The 21,927-nt window shown below is 59.4% G+C and carries 23 protein-coding genes; 8 read left to right on the top strand and 15 right to left on the bottom strand.

The genetic code is table 11. The features are described 5' to 3' along the window. Window positions 1-44: 44 nt before the first annotated feature. Entirely contained in the window at window positions 45-680 is a 636-nt protein-coding gene (locus E4656_RS15975) for a TetR/AcrR family transcriptional regulator (protein ID WP_135484310.1), read from the top strand. 66 nt (window positions 681-746) lie between these two features. On the opposite strand, the gene E4656_RS15970 is transcribed toward E4656_RS15975, so the two are convergent. The 3 genes from E4656_RS15970 to E4656_RS15960 form a co-directional block, all read right to left on the bottom strand. Then, window positions 747-1,388: a thiol:disulfide interchange protein DsbA/DsbL gene (locus tag E4656_RS15970; protein WP_135484309.1), complete on the bottom strand. Its 642-nt coding sequence runs from the start codon at window positions 1,386-1,388 to the stop codon at window positions 747-749. 133 nt (window positions 1,389-1,521) lie between these two features. Further along, on the bottom strand, window positions 1,522-2,157 hold the full coding sequence (locus tag E4656_RS15965) for a c-type cytochrome (protein ID WP_240754005.1): 636 nt from the start codon (window positions 2,155-2,157) through the stop codon (window positions 1,522-1,524). 106 nt (window positions 2,158-2,263) lie between these two features. Continuing rightward, on the bottom strand, window positions 2,264-2,575 hold the full coding sequence (locus E4656_RS15960) for a c-type cytochrome (RefSeq protein WP_167856091.1): 312 nt from the start codon (window positions 2,573-2,575) through the stop codon (window positions 2,264-2,266). A gap of 92 nt (window positions 2,576-2,667) precedes the next feature. On the opposite strand from E4656_RS15960, the gene yihA reads away from it, so the two are divergent. Next, entirely contained in the window at window positions 2,668-3,291 is a 624-nt protein-coding gene (yihA, locus tag E4656_RS15955) for a ribosome biogenesis GTP-binding protein YihA/YsxC (protein WP_135484307.1), read from the top strand. Window positions 3,292-3,300: 9 nt separating this feature from the next. Here yihA and cyoE read toward each other — a convergent pair whose 3' ends face one another. From cyoE to E4656_RS15935, 4 genes are read right to left on the bottom strand one after another with little or no spacing between them, the layout of a single operon-like run. Further along, window positions 3,301-4,218, bottom strand: a complete 918-nt coding sequence (gene cyoE, locus E4656_RS15950; protein WP_135484306.1) for a heme o synthase — start codon at window positions 4,216-4,218, stop codon at window positions 3,301-3,303. Continuing rightward, window positions 4,208-5,224 carry a COX15/CtaA family protein gene (locus E4656_RS15945; protein WP_240754004.1) on the bottom strand — a complete coding sequence of 339 codons (1,017 nt, stop codon included), beginning with the start codon at window positions 5,222-5,224 and terminating at the stop codon, window positions 4,208-4,210. Before E4656_RS15945 ends, cyoE begins: the two co-directional genes overlap by 11 nt. A 13-nt stretch (window positions 5,225-5,237) precedes the next feature. After that, a complete protein-coding gene (locus E4656_RS15940; RefSeq protein ID WP_135484304.1) occupies window positions 5,238-5,768 on the bottom strand; it encodes a hypothetical protein in 531 nt (176 codons plus the stop codon). Next, a complete protein-coding gene (locus tag E4656_RS15935; RefSeq protein WP_135484303.1) occupies window positions 5,761-6,483 on the bottom strand; it encodes an SURF1 family protein in 723 nt (240 codons plus the stop codon). Before E4656_RS15935 ends, E4656_RS15940 begins: the two co-directional genes overlap by 8 nt. Window positions 6,484-6,497: 14 nt before the next feature. On the opposite strand from E4656_RS15935, the gene E4656_RS15930 reads away from it, so the two are divergent. Then, window positions 6,498-6,707 carry a DUF2909 family protein gene (locus E4656_RS15930; RefSeq protein WP_135484302.1) on the top strand — a complete coding sequence of 70 codons (210 nt, stop codon included), beginning with the start codon at window positions 6,498-6,500 and terminating at the stop codon, window positions 6,705-6,707. Between the two features lie 17 nt (window positions 6,708-6,724). On the opposite strand, the gene E4656_RS15925 is transcribed toward E4656_RS15930, so the two are convergent. The 4 genes from E4656_RS15925 to coxB are packed head-to-tail and all read right to left on the bottom strand — an operon-like array spanning window position 6,725 to window position 10,645. Further along, window positions 6,725-7,624, bottom strand: a complete 900-nt coding sequence (locus tag E4656_RS15925; protein ID WP_135484301.1) for a cytochrome c oxidase subunit 3 — start codon at window positions 7,622-7,624, stop codon at window positions 6,725-6,727. Beyond that, a complete protein-coding gene (locus E4656_RS15920) occupies window positions 7,624-8,190 on the bottom strand; it encodes a cytochrome c oxidase assembly protein (RefSeq protein WP_135484300.1) in 567 nt (188 codons plus the stop codon). Before E4656_RS15920 ends, E4656_RS15925 begins: the two co-directional genes overlap by 1 nt. Before the next feature lie 11 nt (window positions 8,191-8,201). Then, a complete protein-coding gene (ctaD, locus tag E4656_RS15915; RefSeq protein ID WP_135484299.1) occupies window positions 8,202-9,779 on the bottom strand; it encodes a cytochrome c oxidase subunit I in 1,578 nt (525 codons plus the stop codon). Then, entirely contained in the window at window positions 9,776-10,645 is an 870-nt protein-coding gene (coxB, locus tag E4656_RS15910) for a cytochrome c oxidase subunit II (protein ID WP_135484298.1), read from the bottom strand. Before coxB ends, ctaD begins: the two co-directional genes overlap by 4 nt. A 302-nt stretch (window positions 10,646-10,947) precedes the next feature. Between coxB and E4656_RS15905 the strand changes: the two genes are divergently transcribed. The 4 genes from E4656_RS15905 to E4656_RS15890 all read left to right on the top strand — a co-directional run bounded on the left by E4656_RS15905 (window position 10,948) and on the right by E4656_RS15890 (window position 16,250). Then, window positions 10,948-12,294 carry an MATE family efflux transporter gene (locus E4656_RS15905; RefSeq protein ID WP_135484297.1) on the top strand — a complete coding sequence of 449 codons (1,347 nt, stop codon included), beginning with the start codon at window positions 10,948-10,950 and terminating at the stop codon, window positions 12,292-12,294. A gap of 80 nt (window positions 12,295-12,374) precedes the next feature. Further along, window positions 12,375-12,956 (top strand): hypothetical protein, encoded by a 582-nt coding sequence (locus E4656_RS15900; protein ID WP_135484296.1) that lies wholly within the window; start codon window positions 12,375-12,377, stop codon window positions 12,954-12,956. A 38-nt stretch (window positions 12,957-12,994) separates the two neighbouring features. After that, window positions 12,995-13,879 (top strand): alpha/beta fold hydrolase, encoded by an 885-nt coding sequence (locus E4656_RS15895; RefSeq protein WP_135484295.1) that lies wholly within the window; start codon window positions 12,995-12,997, stop codon window positions 13,877-13,879. Further along, window positions 13,842-16,250 (top strand): hybrid sensor histidine kinase/response regulator, encoded by a 2,409-nt coding sequence (locus tag E4656_RS15890; RefSeq protein WP_167856090.1) that lies wholly within the window; start codon window positions 13,842-13,844, stop codon window positions 16,248-16,250. Before E4656_RS15895 ends, E4656_RS15890 begins: the two co-directional genes overlap by 38 nt. Before the next feature lie 71 nt (window positions 16,251-16,321). Here E4656_RS15890 and mnmE read toward each other — a convergent pair whose 3' ends face one another. From mnmE to rpmH, 4 genes are all read right to left on the bottom strand, one after another. Beyond that, window positions 16,322-17,680: a tRNA uridine-5-carboxymethylaminomethyl(34) synthesis GTPase MnmE gene (gene mnmE / locus E4656_RS15885; protein WP_135484293.1), complete on the bottom strand. Its 1,359-nt coding sequence runs from the start codon at window positions 17,678-17,680 to the stop codon at window positions 16,322-16,324. Next, the gene (yidC, locus tag E4656_RS15880) at window positions 17,670-19,415 is read right to left on the bottom strand and encodes a membrane protein insertase YidC (RefSeq protein WP_135484292.1); all 1,746 of its coding nucleotides are present in this window, start codon (window positions 19,413-19,415) and stop codon (window positions 17,670-17,672) included. The genes mnmE and yidC overlap by 11 nt, the downstream gene beginning before the upstream one ends. Window positions 19,416-19,511: 96 nt before the next feature. Then, window positions 19,512-19,925: a ribonuclease P protein component gene (rnpA, locus tag E4656_RS15875; protein ID WP_135484291.1), complete on the bottom strand. Its 414-nt coding sequence runs from the start codon at window positions 19,923-19,925 to the stop codon at window positions 19,512-19,514. Further along, window positions 19,918-20,052: a 50S ribosomal protein L34 gene (rpmH, locus tag E4656_RS15870; RefSeq protein ID WP_135484290.1), complete on the bottom strand. Its 135-nt coding sequence runs from the start codon at window positions 20,050-20,052 to the stop codon at window positions 19,918-19,920. The genes rnpA and rpmH overlap by 8 nt, the downstream gene beginning before the upstream one ends. A 463-nt stretch (window positions 20,053-20,515) precedes the next feature. Here rpmH and dnaA point away from each other — a divergent pair, with 463 nt between their 5' ends. Then, window positions 20,516-21,922, top strand: coding sequence for a chromosomal replication initiator protein DnaA (dnaA, locus tag E4656_RS15865; RefSeq protein ID WP_135484289.1), 1,407 nt, complete (start codon window positions 20,516-20,518; stop codon window positions 21,920-21,922). Window positions 21,923-21,927 lie beyond the last annotated feature (5 nt).

The raw sequence follows: 21,927 nt of genomic DNA, 5'->3' as shown, positions 1-21,927 counted from the left end.
TGTCCAAGGCCCGCGTTATCAGTCATACAAACGGGGGAGATAGCATGCAGACATACTCATCGGACAAAAACACCAGCGCCTGCGACCGCTTGCTGGAAGCTGGGCGCCATCTGTTCCTGCATCAAGAGTACCAGCGGGTTTCAATTCGGCGCATCGCCGAGCGTGCCGGTGTCAATTCCGCCATGATCGCCTATTACTATGGCGACAAAAGTGGCCTTTACCGCGCGGTTCTGCTCAGTTATCTTGAACCGGTCAAGGCGCATGTACTTGCCAGCCTGAAGCGCTTCCCCGAGATGTCCTTTGCTGACCTGTTCCGCAACTACTACCGTTTCGCTCCACGCGAACTGATCCACCTGGTGGTCAAGAGCGCTTTGTTTGCTCCGGACAACCAGCGACAATGGCTGATCGAAACAGTTTTGCGTCCCCTGCTGCGTCAAGTAGAGCAACAACTGGATCAGTCACTGCCCGAGGGCAACATTCATCGACCCGAACAGGCGCGACTGGTGTTGCAGAGCTTGCTTGTCGCGCCGCTTTTGCTACAGCCTATACTGGAATCGGTAGGCAAAACGACCATGGATGACGCCTACTTTGACGACCTGGCCGATTACATTGGTACTTTACTGGACCGGGCCTTCCAACAACCCTATGAGCAGCGAATACCGACGGAATCATCCGATTAACACCGCCCACCCGTTGCTGTTCAGCTCTACAGGCTTACATCAAATCAGGAAAACCGCACATAAAGCTCAATCGCTGGCCTGCTCCAGAGCCAGTTCGCGGGCAATGCGCAGCATTTCCTCATTGGAACTCACGCCCGGCATGCCGCTTTCAATCATGTAGCGGCCATTGACCATGACCGAGGGCGTACCCCTGACCTGCGCCCCGGCAGTCAGATTCTGTGCCACCCTGATCTTGGTCTGCACGGAGAAAGAATTCATCATCTTTCTGAAGTCTTCGGCATCCACGCCACGCTCGGCAAAGAAATCAGCCAATGCTCGCTCGCTGCGCAAGTCATTGTTGTTGACGAATATCTCGTCATAGAGCGCCTGGTGCGTGTCTTCCGGCAGGTTCAGAAACTGCCAGGCATAAAATGCCCGCCCATGCAGTTCATGCACTTCGCTGAAGGTGGCGGGTACTTCCTCAAAAGCCAGGTTGTCCGGCAGGTCATTCTTGAACTCTATGACGGCGGGCTCGAGGTTGTAGCAATGGATGCAGCCGTACCAGAAGAATTCATGAATGATACCGTCCTTGTCGCGCGGTATGGATACATTTACCGGTGAACTGAGGGTGCGATAATGCACGCCTTCTTCCAGGTGATCGGCCTTGACGGTGTGCACCGTCAACAGGGCCGCCAACATTGCCGAGGCCAGCGCAATACGTCGTTTCATAGCGAATACCTGAACTTCTGGATAGTTTTAGGCCACCTGAGTCGCCTTCAGGCGAATGATTATGGGGTATTTGAACCCAAAAAAGGCGGAATACTCCGCCTTTTTACAGTTGATTTATAGAGCCCGCCGCGCCTCAGTGCAGCCCTTCGAGATAAGAGGCCACCGCTTCGATCTCGTGATCACGCATACGGTAGGCAATAGCCCGCATCATGCGGGTGTCACCATCGGTCATGCGGGCGTTCTCCGCCGGTTCATCTGCTCTGTAGCCGGTGCGGTATGCGTTCAGCTGGCTGATGGTGTAATCCGCATGCTGACCGGCAATACGTGGGAAGCCGGCAGCCGCATTGCCCTGACCCTGAGGACCGTGGCAGGCCATGCAGGACATGACTCCGGATTCCTGCAGCCCGGCACGGTAGATCTCGCGGCCCAGCTCGACCAGATCCGGATCGGCCTCACCGAAGTTGGGCTCCTGTTGCGCATAGAAAGCAGCCAGATCCCGGATATCCTGATCATCCAGTGCGGCGACCTGGCCCTGCATCAGGGCGTTGACCCGCGAGCCGTCCTGGTAGGCCTCCATCTGCTCGATGAAATACCGCGTGTTCTGACCGGCGATTTTCGGAAAGTCAGGGCTGGCGCTGTTGCCGTCAGTACCGTGGCAGCCTGCACAGGTCTGTGCGAGTTCTTCGCCCCGTTCTGCATCACCCTGAGCCAGCGCCAAGCCGGACAATCCGACTAGCGCGAGGGTGACCGCGATGGTTTTTTTCATCATGCCGTGATCCATGTTCTTGAATGAAAATTGACTGGAGCATAGTTTAACGGTACGGGGCCACACGGGCAATCAGACGCGTGATTTTTGCATGCTGATTCGCGCCGGATCAGGGTTCCGGCGCATACTCGTCGAGCAGATGCTCCGGGATCATGTAGCGCACGGCTGCTTCGATGTCCTCCCGACTGCAGCTTTGGCAGAACCCTCGCGCCGGCATCCGACCGCGTCCTTCCCAGGCCTGGGTGACCACCTGGTCAAACCCCCAGGTCTCCAGCAGTGGAGCCCAGTCTTCGCTGTGGCGCGGACGCGGGGCATTGCCGGCCCCCGACAGATGACAACTCATGCAGTTCTGCTCCACCACCCGCTGACCCGGTACAGGTTCATCCGCCCAGCTGGCAGAAAACAGCAGGGTTCCGGCCATCAACAGCGCTGCTGACAGCAGGCGATGCAGCGGCTTTCTGGTACACTCTCGGCTCAGCATCCGGAGCCGGAAAACAGCAGGGGATTTGTTCAATGTCCGATTACCTCGATTTTGCACAGGCACAGTTTCTGACCAGCGCGCCTGACCTTGCCCGGTGTCCGGTCGATGAAGGGGCCGAGATAGCCTTCGCCGGACGCTCCAATGCGGGCAAATCCAGTGCGCTGAATACTTTGACGCGTAACCATAAACTGGCTCGCACCAGTAAAACACCCGGCCGTACCCAACTGATCAATTTCTTTACCTTCGGAGCCGACTCATTGCGTCTGGTCGACCTGCCCGGCTATGGCTACGCCCGGGTGCAGAAGAGTATCAAGAAGCAGTGGGATGCCGAACTGGAATCCTACCTGCAGTCGCGGCAGTCCCTGATCGGGCTGGTGCTGCTGATGGATATCCGGCACCCGTTCAAGGAGTTCGACCGTGCCATGCTGCAATGGGCCGTGGATGCGGAAATTCCGACTCATATCCTGCTGACCAAGGCGGACAAGCTGAAGAAGGGCCCGCAGAAAAATACCCTGCAGGAAGCCCGTGCCGGACTGGCCAATGTGGATGATCTGGTCAGCATTCAGACCTTTTCGGCCCTGCACAAGGAAGGACTGGCGGAGCTGGAGGCAAAGCTGGTCACCTGGTTCGGCCCCTGGCTGAAGCGGGAAGGCTGAGCCGCAGGCTCAGCTGACCATGCGCGCCAGGTGCGGCGCGAACAGGCTCAGGTAGTGATCCGCCAGCAGGGCGGTAAACAGCCACAGCAGATAGGTGATGGAGAACCGGAACGTCGGCATGGCGTGTCTTTCATCCCGATACAGCCGCCAGGCCCACTGGATAAAGCGCAGATTCAGCAGCATGGCGGCGATCAGATACAGACGACCCACCTCCAGAATAAGGAAAGGCAACAGCGTCACGGCCGTCAGCAACAGCGTATACAGCAGGATGAACAGCTTGGTGTAGGCCACCCCATGGGTCACCGGCAGCATGGGTACGTTGGCCTTGGCGTAGTCTTCACGCCGATGAATGGCCAGCGCCCAGAAATGCGGCGGGGTCCAGGTGAAGATGATCAGCACCAGCAACAGCGCCATCGGCTCTATCTGCCCGGTTACTGCAGTCCAGCCCAGCAGGGGCGGGGCCGCCCCGGCCAGACCACCAATCACGATGTTCTGCGGCGTGGCCCGCTTGAGAAAGCCGGTGTAGATGAAGGCATACCCCACCAGCGCCGCCAGCGTCAGCCACATGGTCAGAAGATTGGTGCTCCACCACAGGATCAGGCTGCCAATGGCACCCAGCAGGGCAGCAAACGCCACCCCCATGGGCACCGAGACCCGGCCCGTTGCCACGGGTCGGCGTTGGGTGCGGGCCATTTTCTGGTCAATGCGCTCATCCATCAGGTGGTTGATGGCGGCACCGGAGGCCGCCACCATGGCAATGCCGAGATTGCCGAAGATGAGTACCAGAGGCGGAATCCAGCCCTCGGTCGCCAGCGCCATACCGACCACGGAAGTGATCAGCATCAGCAGCACGACCTTGGGCTTGCACATCTCCCAGAGGTCGCGCAAAAGCGCTGTGCGAGTAGAGCGGACCACGCTATTGGTCATAGGATAACTCCCGGTACATACGGTACAGGATGGTCGTCATGACCATCAGCAGCACCAGTGCCACACCATTGTGAGCTGTTGCCGCCCACAGGGGCAGGGCAAAATATACGTTTATGATACCCAGTGCAACCTGCACTGCCAGTGTACCCACTAACAGTTTGGCAAGCGATTGTAAACCGGCTCTGTGCACCCGCCAGGCCAGAACCAGCATCAGCAGGGTCACCACCAGCGCGCCAACGCGATGCACATGATGCACGGCAGCACGGGCTTCACCATCCAGTTTGCCGCCCAGATAGTTGGGGCCAATGGCCTTGAAGATGTCGAACCCGCGGGCGTAGTCGAACGGCGGAAACCAGTAGCCCTGACAGGTCGGGAAGTCCGGACAGGCCAGCGCCGAATAGGTGGCCGAGGTCCAGCCACCCAGCGCAATCTGGATGATCAGCGCCGCCATGGTGATCAGGCCCAGGGTCATCGACATGTAGCGGGTATTGACCCAGCGCAGGCCGGGTTGCCAGCCGGACAGCCGCAGGGTCAGCAGCCAGAGCAGAGTCGCGGTCAGGAAGCCGCCGAGCAGGTGCGCGGTGACGACCTGCGGCCACAGCTTCAGGGTCACGGTCCAGGCCCCGAAAGCCGCCTGAATGCAGATGATGATGCCGATGGCGATGGGCAGCTTGAGCGGCTGACCGGGCACATTGCGATGCCGCCAGGTGACCCACCACAGGGCCAGCACCATCAGCCCCAGTATCACTGCTACATAGCGATGCAGCATTTCCGGCCAGATGATGCTGTGGTCCACCGGAAATTCGGGCCAGGCCTGGTTGGCCAGTGAGATGGCCTCGTCGGTCAGCGGCGCCCACAGATGCCCGTAGCAGAAGGGCCAGTCCGGACAGCCCAGGCCGGCATCCACCAGACGTGTATAGGCACCAAGGGTGACCACGAAATAGCTGAAGATGACTGCCGACAGTGCAAGCAGATAGCCGGGGCGGGACAGATCTTTCCGTAACATGGACATTAGACCTCTAACCTATGGTTGATCGGCTGAGCAGCGTATTGATGTCATCCAGCACATCTTCATAGCTGTTGTCAGAATTGAATTTCATCATGACATTGCCATTGGGATCGACAACAAACAACTGCACCGGCTCATCCATGGGCAGGGCATCGAGATTGCCCTGGCGTTCATGAAGGCCGGGGAATTCCTGACTAAGAGCAACCGGCTCTGCGGTCAGCAGGGAACGACTGACGCGCGGACTTTCGCGCCCCAGCCGAATATGAATCTGCTGCACCCAATACAGTTGCTCTTCACACACCGCGTCGCAGCCGGCAGTGGAGGCCGTCAGCAGCCACCAGCGGCGGTCGTCCTGTTCCAGCCCCAGCGCACTGATATCCAGCGGCGGTGAGATCAGCTCGCCCTTGTTGGTGGTGTCTTCCGGATGCAGCCAGCCGGAATAAAACAGCAGCGTGGAGGCCAGTATGACCACCAGGGGTGTAAGCAGGACAATCCACAACTGGGCGGCCTTGTAGCCGGGCTTGGGGCGGGCGTTACTCATTGCTGTCAGTGCTCCTGGCGGTCGCTCGACCGCGATGAAATCCCCAGATCAGGAAGCCGACCACCAACACGGCGGCCAGCCCGAACCATTGTATGGCATACCCGATATGCCGTTCCGGCGGCATGTTGACCGGGTCCCAGTTGTCGACCAGAGCCCAGGGCTCCGGCTGTGTGATCTGCACTATTGGGGTATCTTCACCCCACTCCTGGTCCGGCACATCGGTCAGATTCTGCAGGCGCCAGCGCCCGGACTCTACCTGCTGGGCGCCGGCCGTCAACCAGGGCGTGCCAGGCGCGGGCCGTATCTGGCCCTGTATCGACGTGGCCTGTCCTGGCGGCAAGTCCGGCAATCGTGATGCCGGCAGCCGGTCCCGGGTCGCCGGCCCTTCCAGCCACCCGGCCCGAATCAGCAGGGGAGCGCCATCACTGCACAGCCGGGCCGGCCAGTAGAGGTCATAACCCACCCTGCCGTCCATAGTCCGATTGTCCAGGTGCCATTCGGTACCGGCCAGAACCACACAGCTGCTGACCGGCGTACCCGGGGCCGGAGCCGGACCCTGGTCCCACTGCTGGAGCATTTCGGCCTGCTGGGCCAGGGCGCTCAGCAACTGATTTTTTTCGTCAGCCCTGTTAAGCTGCCACATCCCCAGAGCCAGTGTCACCGGCAGGAAAAACAGCACAAAAGCTGTCATCGCCCAGCCTGGCCTAAATGCCATGAGGAGTATCCTGTATGTTCAAGCTGTTACTGGCGGTTCTGCTGCTGGCCATGATCATTGCGCTGGCGACCTCGGCGCGTCACCTGTGGCGGGAAGATGGTGCCAAAACCCTGTACTGGCTCTGGTGGCGAGTCGGGTTGGCGGCAGTGCTGATGGCGGTCCTGGTCATCGGGCTGGTCACCGGTCAGTTGGATGTAGCCGCTCCGTGGAGCGGCACCTACTGACCGGCCGGAGCCGGTGCCTAGAAGATATAGACCACGAAGAACAGCAGAATCCAGATCACATCCACAAAGTGCCAGTACCAGGCCCCGGCCTCGAAACCGAAATGGTCGGGGCCGGTAAAGTGGCCCTTCAATACACGGAAGTAGAGCGCGATCAGGATGATCGTTCCCATGATCACGTGCACACCATGGAACCCGGTCAGAATAAAGAACGTGGACCCGTAAATGCCTGAATCCAGAGTCAGGCCCAGATGCGCATAGGCTTCATAATATTCGTAGGCCTGGAAACCGAGAAACACCACCGCCAGCACAATGGTCGCCAGCAGCCAGTTTTTCAGGCTGGCCCGATGCTCCTTGCGCAGGGCATGGTGGGCGAAGGTCAGGGTGACACTGGAGGTGATCAGCAGGGTGGTGTTGATCAGCGGAATGGTCCAGTGCATGGCCTCCTGCGGGCCGGGCACGGCTTCCGGTACCGGGTTGGTGAGCAACGGCCAGGTGTACTCGAAGCCTTCATACAGCATGCCGGTGGCCGCCTTGGCCCCTTCGCCGGCCATCCACGGCAGCTCGAAGGCCCGCACATAGAACAGGCCGCCGAAGAAGGCGGCGAAGAACATGGCCTCGGACACAATGAACCATTTCATGCACTGGCGGTAGCTCTCCTGCAGCTGTTCACTGTTGAGACCCGCCATATGTTCGCGCGCAGCCTTGGTGAACCAGACCGTCAGGGTGGCGGCAAACATGACCAGGCCAACCGACAGAATCCAGACCCCGGAGCTGTTCTGCTGAATGCCGGAGACATTCTGCAACACACCGGCGCCGCCCCAGGCCAGCAGGAACAGCGTGAAGGCCATGGCAATAGGCAGCCGGCTCGATTCCGGCACATAGTAGGCCGGCGTCTTGTCATGAGTTGATGAGGCCATCAGTTGGGCTCCTTGATGTCAGCCTGGGCATATCCGGGCAGATTGAACAGAGAGTAGGACATGGCAATACTGCTCACATCCTCAGGCAGTCGGGGATCCACATAGAAAATCATCGGCATATCCAGCGATTCTCCGGGTGCCAGCACCGTTTCCTCGAAGCAGAAGCACTCGATCTTGTGGAAATGCTCCGTCACCCGATAGGGGCTCAGACTGGGTACTGCCTGCACCGCACGCGTTTCGTCGCTGGTGTTGGTAACCCGGTAGTGGATGGTGTGCTGCTGGCCCGGATGCACCTGGACACGCGTGTCCAGCGCCCGAAACTCGAACGGCATGTCGCGCTCGGCACTGGCCATGAACTGCACACGGATATCGCGGCTTTCGTCGATTTCCGTGATCAGTTCCGTGGTCGGGCCAGTGGTGCGCCCGCCAATGCCGGTGACCTCGCAGATCCAGTTGTACATGGGCACCAGACCCACGAAAACAAATGCAATCATGGACGCTGCCAGCAGGCCCAGCTGCACCATTATCTTCGTGTTCGACTTCTTCTTTGCTGCATCAGTAGTCATGGCAGGAGACCTCACTTGATCTTCGGCGGTGTCTCAAAGGTATGGTACGGCAGCGGGCTTGGCAGATCCCACTCCAGACCCTCGGCACCTTCCCAGGGTTTGGCTTCGGCTTTCTTGCCGCCCATCACACACTTGATAACGATGAACATGAACAGCAACTGGCTCAGACCGAACAGGAAGGCCCCCATGCTGGAGATCATGTTGAAGTTGGCAAACTGCAGCGGGTAGTCCGGAATCCGGCGCGGCATGCCGGCCAGGCCCAGGAAGTGCTGCGGGAAGAAGGCCACGTTGACGCCGATAAAGGACATCCAGAAATGCACCTTGGCCAGGCCTTCATGGAACATGTGGCCAGTCCACTTGGGCAGCCAGTAGTACACACCCGCCATGATGGAGAACACCGCACCTGGCACCAGTACATAGTGGAAGTGTGCGACCACGAAATAGGTGTCGTGGTACTGATAGTCGACCGGCGCGATGGCCAGCATCAGGCCGGAGAAGCCACCGATGGTGAACAGCACCACAAAGGCGATGGCAAACAGCATGGGCACTTCAAAGGTCATGGAGCCGCCGATCATGGTAGCCACCCAGTTGAAGACCTTCACCCCGGTCGGCACGGCAATGATCATGGTGGAGATCATGAAGAACAGCTGCGCCGCAAACGGCATGCCCACGGTGAACATGTGGTGGGCCCAGACAAAGAATGACAGGATGGCAATGGCTGCCGTCGCATACACCATGGACGCATAGCCGAACAGCGGCTTGCGTGCAAAGGCCGGAATGATGGCACTGATGATGCCGAAGGCCGGCAGGATCATGATGTAGACTTCAGGGTGTCCGAAGAACCAGAACAGGTGCTGGAACAGCAGCGGGCTGCCGCCACCGGCGGCGTTGAAGAACGAGGTCTGCGCGGTGATGTCGAGCAGCATCATGGTGATCAGACCGGCCAGTACCGGCATGACCATGATCAGCAGGAAGGCGGTGATCAGCCAGGTCCAGACGAACAGCGGCATCTTCATCCAGGTCATGCCGGGCGCGCGCATGTTCCAGATGGTGACGATGATGTTGATCGCCCCCATGATGGAGGACGCACCCATGATGTGCATGGCCAGAATGAAGAAGACCGTGGACGGCGGGCCGTAGGTGGTCGACAGCGGCGCATAGAAGGTCCAGCCGAAGTTGGGGCCGCCGCCGGCCATGAACAGGGTGCTGACCAGAATCAGGAAGGCGAACGGCAGAATCCAGAAGCTGAGGTTGTTCAGGCGCGGCAGCGCCATGTCCGGCGCCCCGATCATCAGCGGAATCATATAGTTGGCCAGCCCGACAAAGGCCGGCATCACGGCACCGAACACCATGATCAGACCATGCATGGTGGTCATCTGGTTGAAGAACTCGGGCTCCACCAGGCTGAAACCGGGCTGGAACAGCTCGGCCCGGATGACCATGGCAAAGGCGCCGCCGAGCAGGAACATGGCGAAACTGAACCACAGGTACATCGCGCCGATGTCCTTGTGGTTGGTGGTGACTACCCAGCGCCACAGGCCCGTAGCCGGACCATGATGTGCGTGATCATCATGCGGAATAGCTGTCATTGAATAAAGCTCCTTACTTGTCCGGCTGAGGTCAGGGCAACGCTGTCGTCTTGTTCGGCGGCAGCCACGTCACCCCGTTGTTCGGCCAGCCACTGTTCGAATTCTTCCGGCTCCAGCACTTCAACCACGATGGGCATGTAGGCGTGGTCGCGACCACAGAGCTCGGCACACATACCGCGATAGGTACCCGGCTCGAGCACGGTGGCATGGCTTTCATTGATGATGCCGGGCACGGCATCCTTCTTGATGCCGAAATCAGGTACCCACCAGGAGTGGATAACGTCGTTGGCCGTGATCAGGAACTTGACCGGCGTATTGGCCGGAATCACCAGCGGGTTGTCGACATCCAGCAGGTAGAACTCGCTTCTCGGCGCCTCACCACGAATTTCGAAACGCGGTGTTGCCAGAGAGGAGAAGAAAGACACCTCTTCTTCCGGTGTATCTGCGAGATAGGTGTATTCCCAGCGCCACTGATAGCCGTTGACCTTGACTGTGATGTCCGCATCCGGCGTGTCGTAGATCTTGGCCAGAGTCACCGTGGCCGGCACCGCCATGCCGATCAGAATCACCAGCGGGATCACCGTCCACAGCACTTCAAGACGAGTGTTCTCATGCCAGGTCGCCGGCTTGGCGCCCTTGGACTTGCGGTACTTGAACATGGCCCAGAACATGACGCCAAACACCAGCACCCCGATGATGCAGACGATGTAAAGCATCAGCATGTGCAGGGAGTAGATTTCCTGACTGATTTCAGTTACCCCCTGACGCATGTTCAGTTCCCACCCGGCTAGGGCACCACTACTGGCCACCATCAGGGCCGTGAAAACCACAGCCAGCAGGCTGAAGGGTCGCAGTCGTTTAAGCATGTTTACCTCGGCTTGATACAGCTTCTTTTGTCGTACGACGATGCTCCGCGCGGCGCACCAGATCAGCAGTTGACCGTCGATTCTGGCGCTGGGGTGACATCGGTGGCCGGCCCGGCGAGAATCTTTACATTAGGGAACGCTGTTGCTACTCCGCTTCTGGCGGTGGGGAGTATATACGTGCGTGCACTGATCTGACAGTCTTACGCGGCGCGCAATACTGTAAAATTGTCAGCCGAAAGTCAAACCTGAAGGCCCGTAAGGCGGGCTTGCAGGCTGTCAACGACCACAAGGACCTCCCGGATTTGGCTTATTTTGCTTGCCCGCTGCGGCGTCTGTTTCCCCTCACCATGCTGGGCCGGATCTGGCATCTGTCCTGGCCCCTGATGCTGGCCAACGCCAGCGCCCCGCTGCTTGGTCTGGTGGATACCGGCCTGATGGGTCACCAGACGGACAGCCGTTACCTGACCGCCGTGGCGCTGGGAGCCAATCTGTTCGGCTTTGTCGCCTGGGGGTTCAATCTGCTGACCATGGCCACCAGTGGCAGCACGGCCTGGATATTCGGTCGCTCCGGCCTGGCGGCGGCAGGCCTCTGGTTGCGCCGGCTGGCGGTCTGGGTCGGTGGCCTGGGCGTGCTGCTGGTTCTGCTGTCACCGTTGCTGATTGCGCTCGGTATCGGCTTCTATCAGCCCGATGATTCAGTGGTAGCCGAACATATTCGCACCTATCTCGGCATTCGGGTCTGGTCCGTGCCGCTGGTATTGCTGAATCTGCTGCTGGCCGGCTGGTGTATCGGGGTGCAGCGCACCCGGATCAACCTCTGGGCCACCCTGACCGCCCAGATTGTGAATATTGCGCTCAGTGTGCTGCTGGTGGTCGGCCTGGGCTGGCAGGTGGCGGGCGTCGCCGTGGGCAGTGTGATCGGCGATCTCTGCGCCTTTCTGGTTTATGCCTGCAGTGCCTGGCGGGTACTGCACAGCCAGGGTGCGCACAGAGTATCCGCAGCGCTGTCCGCAGCCATTCCACCACTCAGCCACTACCTGCGGCTGGCCCTGCCGTTGCTGATTCGCACCCTGACCCTGCTGTTCGCCTTCAACTGGTTCGCCCGTCTGGGGCTGCAGCTCGGCCCGGATGTGGTAGCGGCCAATGCAGTACTGCTGAGCTTCCTGCTGGTCATTTCGAGCCTGCTTGACGGTTATGCCAATGCCGCCGAAGCCCTGGTCGGACAGCATGCCGGCGCTGGCCGGCGGCGGCGCGTGCAACAGGCGATTCTGGGCAGTGGCCTGTGGTCCGCCGGTACCGCCTTGCTGCTGACCCTGGTCTTTGCCCTGGCGGCCGAATTCCTGATTCATCTGCTGACCGATCTGCCCGGAGTGCGCGCCGTGGCGATCGAATACGCCATATGGCTGATTCTGATGCCGCTCTATACCTGGTGGGCCTACTGGCTCGATGGTGTCTTTATCGGCCTGCAATGGGTCCGTGCCATGCGCAATGTGCTGCTGATCAGCGTGTTTGCCATCTACCTGCCGCTCAGCCTGCTGATTCCCATTACCAGCAATCATGTGATCTGGATTCTGTTTGCCGCCATGATGGCGCTGCGCAGCCTGCTGATGGCCGGGCTGGTGGCCAGACGGTGGCGCCATATTACATAAAATAACGCAGTCCTGACGGACAGTTCATGCACAGCCACTATACTGGAATCAGACCCTACCGAACCTGACTGTGACGCACCATGACCGTGACCGATGTGGAATATGCCATTCTGCTGGCCCGAAGTTGCGACGAATCTCGTCCCGACATGGAACAGGTCTACAGCCGACAGGCCAGAAAACTGGATGCCGACAGCACCAGCCTGCAGGTATTTGTGGGCCGCTATATGGAACAGTTGCCAGTGTCTCTGCGTACCGCCCAGACGTCGGCCCGGCAATGGGGTCTGGAAACGCTGATTCTGCCGGTTACCCAGGCGGTAGAAAACTTTTTCACCCGCGAATGCGAGTTGAGTCAGGCCGGTGGTTTGCTGGCCCTGATCGATCGTGCCTATCTCGGGCATCGCCTGCTGGAAGAACTCAATGACCAGCTGCGCCTGCGCCTGGGTCGGTTCATTCTGCATGTGGACATGACCGAAGCCAACATGGTGGCCCACACCCTGATTGGCGAGCCCTACGCCTCCGAACTCGAGGGTATCGTGGAACAGACCCTGTCCATTCTGATGGACGGGTTCGAACAGGCGCCGGTACTGGTCACGCGGGAGGAGCCCGGTATCCTGCGTCCTTTCATGGATCAGCATGCATTACGGGTCCGTATGCCCAACTGAGCATTGCCTGCATGCCCGACTGCACCTAAACTGCGTGCATGACTGATTTCGACTGGCAATGGACACCTGCCTCTGACGAGGCCCGCGGCTGCATCGTAATCTGCCACGGGATGGCAGAGCACCACCGACGCTATGACGCCTTCGCCCGCTACCTGGCCGAGCGCGGCTGGCATGTGCTGACCTATGACCATCCGGGCCACGGCGCCGGCGCCAGCACGCTGGGAGATCTTGGCCCATCCGGCTGGAACGCGGTCACCGACCGCCTGACGGTCATGCTGGCCCACGCCGCCGACCGGGCGCCCGGACTGCCCTTGTGGATACTGGGCCACAGCATGGGCTCCTTTGCCGTACTCGACTACGCCACCAGCCTGACCCTGCCTGACACCTGCCGGGGCCTGGTTCTGGTTGGCCCTGACTCACCCCAGACGCTGCCGACCCGAGCCCTGCAGGCCCTGACCGGACTGTTGAAGTGGCGCCAGGGCGCTTCGGCAGTCAGCCCGCTGGTGCAGAAACTGACCTTTGGTCAGTTCAACCGCAGCGTTGCCTCGGCCCGTACCGAATCCGACTGGATATGTGGTGACCCCGCCGTGGTCGATGCCTATCTTGATGACCCGCTCTGCGGTTTCGCCTGCAGTGTGGGTTTGTGGCATGAACTGAGTCAGGTGCTGCTGCGCCTGGCGCGGAACAGCACACTGCAACGCCTGCCAGCAGGCTGTCAGGTGCTGATCATGGCCGGCGGCCGGGATCCGGTTGGGCGCTTTGGCAAAGGGCCCCGAACCCTGGCGCACCGGTTGCGGCAGCATGGCCCGGGGGCTGAACTCAAGCTGTATCCGACGCTTCGCCACGAGATACTCAATGAAAAGGACAAGGCACTGGTCTGGGCTGATGTGCAAAAAATGGTTGCCGACTTTACGGCCCACTGAAACCGGCTCCCATCCATGGGCCTGGTGGGTCGGTCTTGGCCTGTGGCTGCTGACTGCCCCGGCGCACGCTGTATTGACTCTGACCGATGACCGCAGTCGCTATGACCTGCATCAGCATACCGCCGGTCTGTGGCTGCAGCACTGGGAACCCGAACCTGATCTCGAATGGCCGGAAGGCCAGAGCATGACCCCGAGTCGAGGCTGGTCAGATGATATTTTTCACTGGTCGGCCAACATCAGCAACGAAAGTACCCAGACCAACTGGTATGTCGTCATCCGCAACCCCAGCCTGGACTTGCTGCGGGTCTATCTCGACCTGCCGGATACCGACCGCTACGTGCAGATGAGCGATTACATGTCGCCATCGCAACGCCTGTTTCCCGGCAACCACTTCATCATACCGCTGCAGATAGAGCCCGGTACCCGCCAGACCCTGTACATCACGGGTACCAGTGACGACTGGCAGTTCTACCCCATGATGCTGGTAGACCAGACCGGCTACCAGACCTTTGCCCAGCAGGAAATGCTGCTGATCGGGGCGGCCACGGGCCTGCTGCTGGCCCTGTTTCTGTTCAACCTGCTGCAAACCGTGCTCAAGGGGCACTGGTCCTTTGTCTGGGTGGCCATTGCCGCCATGGCCTGGGCCCTGCAGGTCTGGTACTGGTTCGGCCTGGGCCATCTGTGGTTGTGGCCCGAATGGCCCTGGCTGCAGAACCGGGTCTGGTATCTGCTGCTGGCGGTAACCGGTGTCAGCCTCCTGGGGTCGGTCATTGCCGCGCTCTCGGCCTTTCTGGACCGGACACAGAAAGGGTGGCTGTACAGCGCCGCCATTGGCGGTTTTCTGACCGCCCTGGTGCTGCAACTGGTAGTTCCGCCCGCAACCTATCTGTGGCTGATCTGGGGCTGGTACTCGACCACGGCGGCCATGATCTATTGGCATCTGCACCACACCCGGGCCTTGCGCAGCCTGCACATTGTGCTGTTCGGATTCAGTCTGCTCGCCGGCGGCTGGTTTGCGCTCATGTCCTGGGCGCCGGTCCTGCAGCCCGTGCTGGTGACGCTGTTTATCCTGCTGTTCCTGTTGCTGACCGGCCTGCATTCCTTTGTGGTGTACTGGCAGTATCATCACAATCAGCAAAAGGCCTGGGCCGATCTGCGCGCGCGCTCACAGGCCTTTGCCGATGTCGCTGACGAACATCGGGAACAGTTGAACCAGTACCGCACTGCAGCCCTGCTGGGCAAAACCTGGCGCGGCACCCTCAACGACCATATCGAAGCGCGCTTGCAGCAGGTCAGCAATGCCGTGGTGAGCCTGCGTCAGGCCGTGCAGGCAGACGAACGCCATGCCTTGCTCAACACGGCACAGCAGGCGGTGCGTGACGGTCTCGGCTATGTGCAGGATCTGCAGACGCTGGAACGTCTTCTGACCCGCGACTATGCGGTCGAGAATGAGCCGCTGGATCTGCGCGCCTGGCTGACCCAGTTCGAAGACTGGTTCGACCAGTATCAGACCCGCCAAGAGGAGCACCCGCTCTATTTCCGCACCGAACTGCTGAGCAGCGACATGCCGCCACTGACCGGGCCCGCCACCACGCTGAAGATGGTACTGCTGCGCTTGCTGGACAATGCCATACAGTACACCGACAGCGGCTTTATCAAGTTGCTGGTACAGGCCGAAGGGCAGACCCGGCATCGCGTCAATACCCGCTTTGAGCTGCGTGATTCCGGCCATGGCATGGATGACCTTCTGCTGCAGGATATTCAGCGTTTCTGGCAGGATGGCATTCCGGCCCTGCATGCGGGGGATCAGGAAGAAGCCGACTCCCGCCTGGGGTCCGGGCTGACCATTGCGCTCTTTCTGCTGCGTCAACTCGGCGCGCGGCTGCAGGTGCAGTCCACCCCGGAAGCAGGCACCAGCATCGTGTTCTGGTTGTGGCTGGATCGCGAGCAGACCCGCCAGCGCAGTCGGATGGTAGAGCATTGGCTGATCGTCGATGATTCACCCACGCTCTATCAGGAAGCGGGTGAACATCTGACCCCCGGGGTTGATGTGCATTGGGTCAAGAATGGCCAGATAGCGCTGACCACACTGCGTGAACAGGCCTTTGATGTCATCATCATCGATCTGGCTGCGCAGCTGGTCGACGGTATCGAATTTACCCGCTTCTGCCGCGAGCGCGAAGATGGGAATCGGTTTGCCTGGATCATCGGGCTGGCCCCGGCCGGCAACAGCAAACTGGCCCAGCATGCCCGGCAGGCCGGCATCAACGAGGTAGTGCAGCGACCCCAGAGCGACTCCGAGCTGCGTGCCTGGTTGCGCCTGCTGATCAAGCGCATGTTCCGCAACGCGGAAGACAACGGCCAGGCCTGATCAGCAGCCTGCGAATCCGCACGGAATCCTGCCGTAACCGGGCTGGAAGGTTCACTGCCAGCGAAGGCTGATTATTTGCCGATGCAGAAACTGCTGAAAATGCGACCCAGCAGATCGTCTGAGGTGAATTCGCCGGTGATGCTGTTGAGGGCCTGCTGCATCTGACGCAGGTCCTCTGCCACCAGTTCACCCGCTGCCGACCCGTGCAGTTGGGCATGAGCACTGTCGAGGCTGGCCGTGGCTTCTTCCAGGGCCTGCAAATGGCGCCGGCGGGCAATAAAGCCGCCTTCACTGGTGCTGTCATAGCCCATGGTGGTCTTCAGATAGGTACGCAAGGTGTCCAGACCGGCACCCGTGGTGGCACTGAGGGTGATCACCGGTGGCTGCTCCGATGTCATGCCGGCAATCTCCCCGCTGAGATCACATTTGCTGCGCACCTGCAGCACCGGCAATTTGGCCGGCAGCTCGGCCAGCAAAGGGTCGGCTTCCGGACCGACAGCTGATTCTGTCTGCTGCAGACTGTCCACAACCAGAATAACCAAATCGGCCTGCCTGATCTGCGCCCAGGCGCGTTCTATCCCCAGCTTTTCCACTGCATCTTCCGTGGTTCTCAGACCCGCAGTATCAATGATATGCAGCGGCAGACCGTCAATCTGTATGGACTCGCGCAGCACATCCCGGGTGGTTCCGGCAATATCGGTGACAATGGCCGTGTCCTGCCCGGACAGTGCATTGAGCAGGCTGGATTTGCCGGCATTGGGCCGACCGGCGATCACCACCGTCATGCCTTCCTGCAACAGGGTGCCTCGACGAGCACTGGCCATGGTCTGGGCCAACCGGGTTCTGAGATTCTCCAGCGCCGAAGCGACCCGTCCGTCGGACAGGAAATCGATTTCCTCTTCCGGAAAATCGATTGCTGCCTCGACATGGATGCGCAGCTGAATGCAGTCTTCAACCAGGGCGGTAACGGTACGGGAAAACTCACCCTGCAGGGAGCGGGTGGCACTGCGGGCCGCCTGTTCGGACGAGGCCGCAATCAGATCGGCAATGGCTTCGGCCTGCGCCAGATCCAGCTTGTCGTTGAGAAAGGCCCGTTCGCTGAATTCACCGGGGCGAGCCAGACGAGCACCGGCCGCCATCGCGGTCTGCAGAATCAGATCCAGAATGACCGGGCCACCATGGGCCTGGAATTCAACGACGTCTTCGCCGGTAAAGGAGTGCGGACCCGGGAAATAGAGCGTCAGGCCTTCATCGAGGACTTCACCCTGGTTATCGGAGAAGAGCCCGTAATGAGCGTAGCGGGGTTGGGGCGTGCGGCCGGTGAGCCGCCGGGCGATATCGAGGCTGGCCGGACCGGACAACCGGATAATGCCCACGCCACCCCTGCCGGGTGGCGTGGCTATCGCGCAAATGGTGTCGTCAGTCGCCATCGGCCTTGGCGGCAGCGGCGGCCTTTTCGTCTTCCCGCAGCACGCGCCAGTTCACGAACTGCTGCTGCGCAATCGAAATGCTGTTGTTGACCACCCAGTACAGTACCAGGCCGGCCGGGAACAGCAGGAAAAAGGCAGTAAAGCCGATGGGCAGGAACTTCATCACCTTGGCCTGCATCGGGTCTGTGGGCTGTGCACCCAGCTTCATCTGCAGGAACATGGTGGCACCGAAGATCAGCGGCAGAATGAAGTAGGGATCACGTGACGACAGATCCTGAATCCAGAAGATAAACGGCGAATGACGCAACTCGACGCTTTCCATGAATACCCAGTACAGGGCGATGAACACCGGCATCTGCACCAGCATGGGCAGACAGCCGCCCATGGGATTGATCTTCTCCTTCTTGTAGAGCTTCATGGTTTCCTGCGCCATCTTCTGGCGGTCGTCACCATACTGCTCCTTCAGTTGCTGCATCTTGGGCGCGAATTTGCGCATCTTGGCCATCGATCGATAGGCTTTGGCGCTCAGCGGGTAGAAGGCCATCTTGATGATCAGAGTCAGCAGCACAATGGTCCAGCCCCAGTTACCCACATAGTCATGGATAAAGGTCATCAACTGGAACAGCGGCTGCGCCGCCCACCATAGCCAGCCATAGTCGACTGTCAGCTGCAGATGCTCGGCCAGTTCGGACAGACGGTCCTGGAGCTTGGGTCCGACGAACAGCGTCGTCTCCCAGGTCTGGGTACCGCCCGCTTCTACCGTGCGCGCCGGAGATGTGAAGCCGGCATAATAGAGGCCGTTGTTTTCCCGGGCAAAATAGCGATGTGTTTCATTCTGCGGTGGCACCCAGGCACTGACGAAATAGTGTTGCAGGAACGCCATCCAGCCACCAAAGTGGGTGTGCGTATGGGCGCGGCGGTCCATATTTCGGAAACTGATCTTGTCGTAGCGATCGTCTTCCGAGGTGGTCGCTACACCCAGGTAGGATGCCATGGCAAAGCCGGCACCTCGGCTCGGATCCGAACTGCGATCACGGCGCAACTGGCCGAACTGGGAAAACTGCTGTGCCGAATCCGCAGTGTTCCGAACCTCGAATTCGACATCGATGGCATAGTCATCACGCTTGAACACATAGGTCTTGGTGATTTCCAGCCCGCTGTCCAGTACCTGGGTCAGCGGTACCCGCAACTCATCTTCGCCGGCACCGAGTTCGAAGCGGTCCTGCTCGGCTACAAAACGGCCCTGGCGGGTAATATCACGGTTGTCCTGGTTCAGCAGCCCGCTCTGGGCAATGTAGGTCCGCCCGGAATGCTGCTCCAGTATGCGCATGGGGGTCGGGTTATCGGACGATACCGCGTACTGCAACAGCGCAACTTCGGTCAGATCACCGGTCTGCAACTGTATTTCCGCCCGCACTGTATCGGTTTCGACCACGATGGTGGAGGCTGTATCACCCGTGGCATCCAGTTGCGGCACCGATTCACCGGGTTGCTGTGCCGATTCATCGTCAGCACTCTGGAACTCGGGCAGCGCACTCTCCGCCTCTGAGGACAATTCAGTGGTAGTCTCGGGATCAGGGGCTTCCTCGAGCGGCGGCATGTCCTGGCTGGACTGCTCAGTCGCGGGAGTGAGTTCCTGGCTCCGTTGCGTAGTATCAAATTCCGACCACTGCAAGACCAGCAAATAGCTGACAATGCCAAGGCCAAGTATGGGGAGCGCGCGTCGCCAGTCCATGAATTGTCCTATGAAGTTTAAAACAGGTTGGTAATGCTAACCGGGTGACTCCGGCATGAAAAGCGTCGATACGCGCTTCGTTTCGAGCTTGTTCACTCAGCCTGCCTGGTTGTAGCGTCGACGCAACTTGTGCAACAGATGCCGGATCGCTTCATGCACCTGGGGTCGACTGAGTCGATCTGCGCCCTTGCGTGCCATCACGATGATGTCCAGTGGCGGATAGTCTGCATCCAGGGTACGGAAATTTTCCCGTACTATTCGCTTCAGCATGTTCCGTTTGACGGCGCGCCGAACATGCTTGCGCGCCACGATAAAGCCAATTCGGGCATCCGGTGCTTCGGTTGGTGCTGCCAACAGAAACAGCTCGGCTGTACCGGCCCGGGTGGAAGCCTGTTCGAACACCCGGTTGAAATCACTCGCTGTCAACAGACGTCTGCTACGCTGAAACCGCTGACTGCCTGGTCGCTCGGACGCGGCGGCCAGCGGTTCCCGATCAGTCTGCTCAGGCACTCAGTACCTTGCGGCCCTTGGCTCGACGAGCGGCCAGAATCTTGCGACCGTTCTTGGTGGCCATGCGGGCACGAAAACCATGAGCGCGTTTGCGCTTCAGAACACTGGGTTGGAATGTTCTTTTCATAACGTTGGTCTCACTGCGGTTGGATGCTGCTGCTCAAAAAGCAGTCAGCCTGAAATCAGGTGAGCGCGGATTCTAGCCGAGAAGTCACTCTGAAACAAGGGACCTGGCACGCATTGATAGTCTGTAGGCCGGGGTTGTATTGGATCAATGCAGTGACTCACACATGATGTATTGATTTATGAAGAGAAGAACAGTGGTAATGGTTACTACAGGGTACGGAATTTTCTGTGGAAAAACGTATTAAGTCATTGAATTTAAAACAAAAATAGGGTTTTAAAAGCCGGTAGCAACTGACCGCAAAGCTGTCAGCATGCGGTGGAAAAGCAGTCCATAAAACGGCATACTGTCCACAGCCTGATCAGGCACAGGGTTATACGCGGGTTATGCCCGTCTGTGTTCCCTGCTTATACACAGCCTTTGTGTATCGTCTGTTCCTTTCATTTTTTTATATCCGGGGGTTGGCTTGGCACAGGGAGTCTGGGAAGTCTGTCTTGCAGTGCTGGAGACCGAGTTGCCGCCACAGCAATACAACACATGGATTCGACGGCTGTCAGTCAGTGAAGAGGACAGCCGCCTGAACCTGGCGGCGCCCAACCGGTTTGTCAGTGACTGGGTGCGTGACAAGTATCTTGATCGCATCACGCAACTGGCCAAGGAGGTCAGTGAAGATCCGGGGCTGCGCGTGGAACTGTCCATCGGGGCGTCCGGCAGTGCAACCGTTGTGCCGGCACGAAGAAGCAGCTCTGCTACCCTGAATGGCCAGGCCACCACCATGGGTGAGAAATCATCTGCGGCGCGTGAGCTCGATCAGCAGGACAGCAAGGTGCGGGTTGAAGGTGGCCTGCGCCATCACAGCTATCTGAATCCGGGTTTTACCTTTGGCAGCTTTGTCGAAGGCAAGGCCAACCAACTGGCACTTGCCGCCTCGCGACAGGTGGCGGCCAACGAAGGCGGCGCCTACAACCCCCTGTTCATTTATGGCGGTGTTGGCCTGGGCAAAACGCACCTGATGCATGCCATCGGCAACGAGGTGGTGCAGCGCAATGCCAATGCCCGGGTGCTGTATATCCATTCCGAGCGTTTTGTGGCCGATATGGTGAAGGCTCTGCAGCAGGGTGCCATGCCGGATTTCAAGCGTTTCTATCGTAATCTGGATGCGTTGCTGATTGACGATATTCAGTTTTTCTCCGGCAAGGACCGCACCCAGGAGGAGTTCTTTCATACCTTCAATGCCTTGCTGGAAGGCAATCAGCAGGTCATTCTCACCTGTGATCGCTTCCCGAAGGAGATAGAAGGTCTGGAAGATCGTCTGAAAAGTCGTTTTTCCTGGGGTCTGACGGTAGCCGTGGAGCCGCCGGACCTGGAAACCCGGGTCGCCATCCTCAAGAAGAAGGCCGAGCGTGATCGGGTCAAGTTGTCCGATGAAGCTGCCTTCTTTATAGCGCAGAAGATTCAGTCCAATGTGCGGGAGCTGGAAGGTGCCCTGAAACGGGTGATTGCCAGCGCCCAGTTTACCCGCAGCCGGATTACGCTGGGCTTTATCAAGGATACACTGAAGGACCTGCTGGCGGCCCAGGAGAAGCAGATTTCCATCGACAATATTCAGCGTACCGTGGCTGAGTATTACAATATCAAGATTTCTGATCTGATTTCCAAGCGCCGCAGCCGTTCCGTGGCGCGACCGCGGCAGATGGCGATGGCACTGGCCAAGGAACTCACGTCGCACAGTCTGCCTGAAATCGGCAAGGCATTCGGCGGTCGTGATCACACCACGGTGCTGCACGCCTGTCGCAAAGTGCGGGAGCTGCTGGAAACTTCCGCCGAACTGCGGGAAGATTACGCCAAAATTCACCGGTCACTGACCAGCTAACCGAG

The sequence above is a fragment of the Natronospirillum operosum genome (genome assembly GCF_004768465.1).
Taxonomy (GTDB): domain Bacteria; phylum Pseudomonadota; class Gammaproteobacteria; order Pseudomonadales; family Natronospirillaceae; genus Natronospirillum; species Natronospirillum operosum.
Note: the sequence above shows the minus strand (reverse complement) of the source record. Positions and strands in the feature narration are given on the sequence as shown.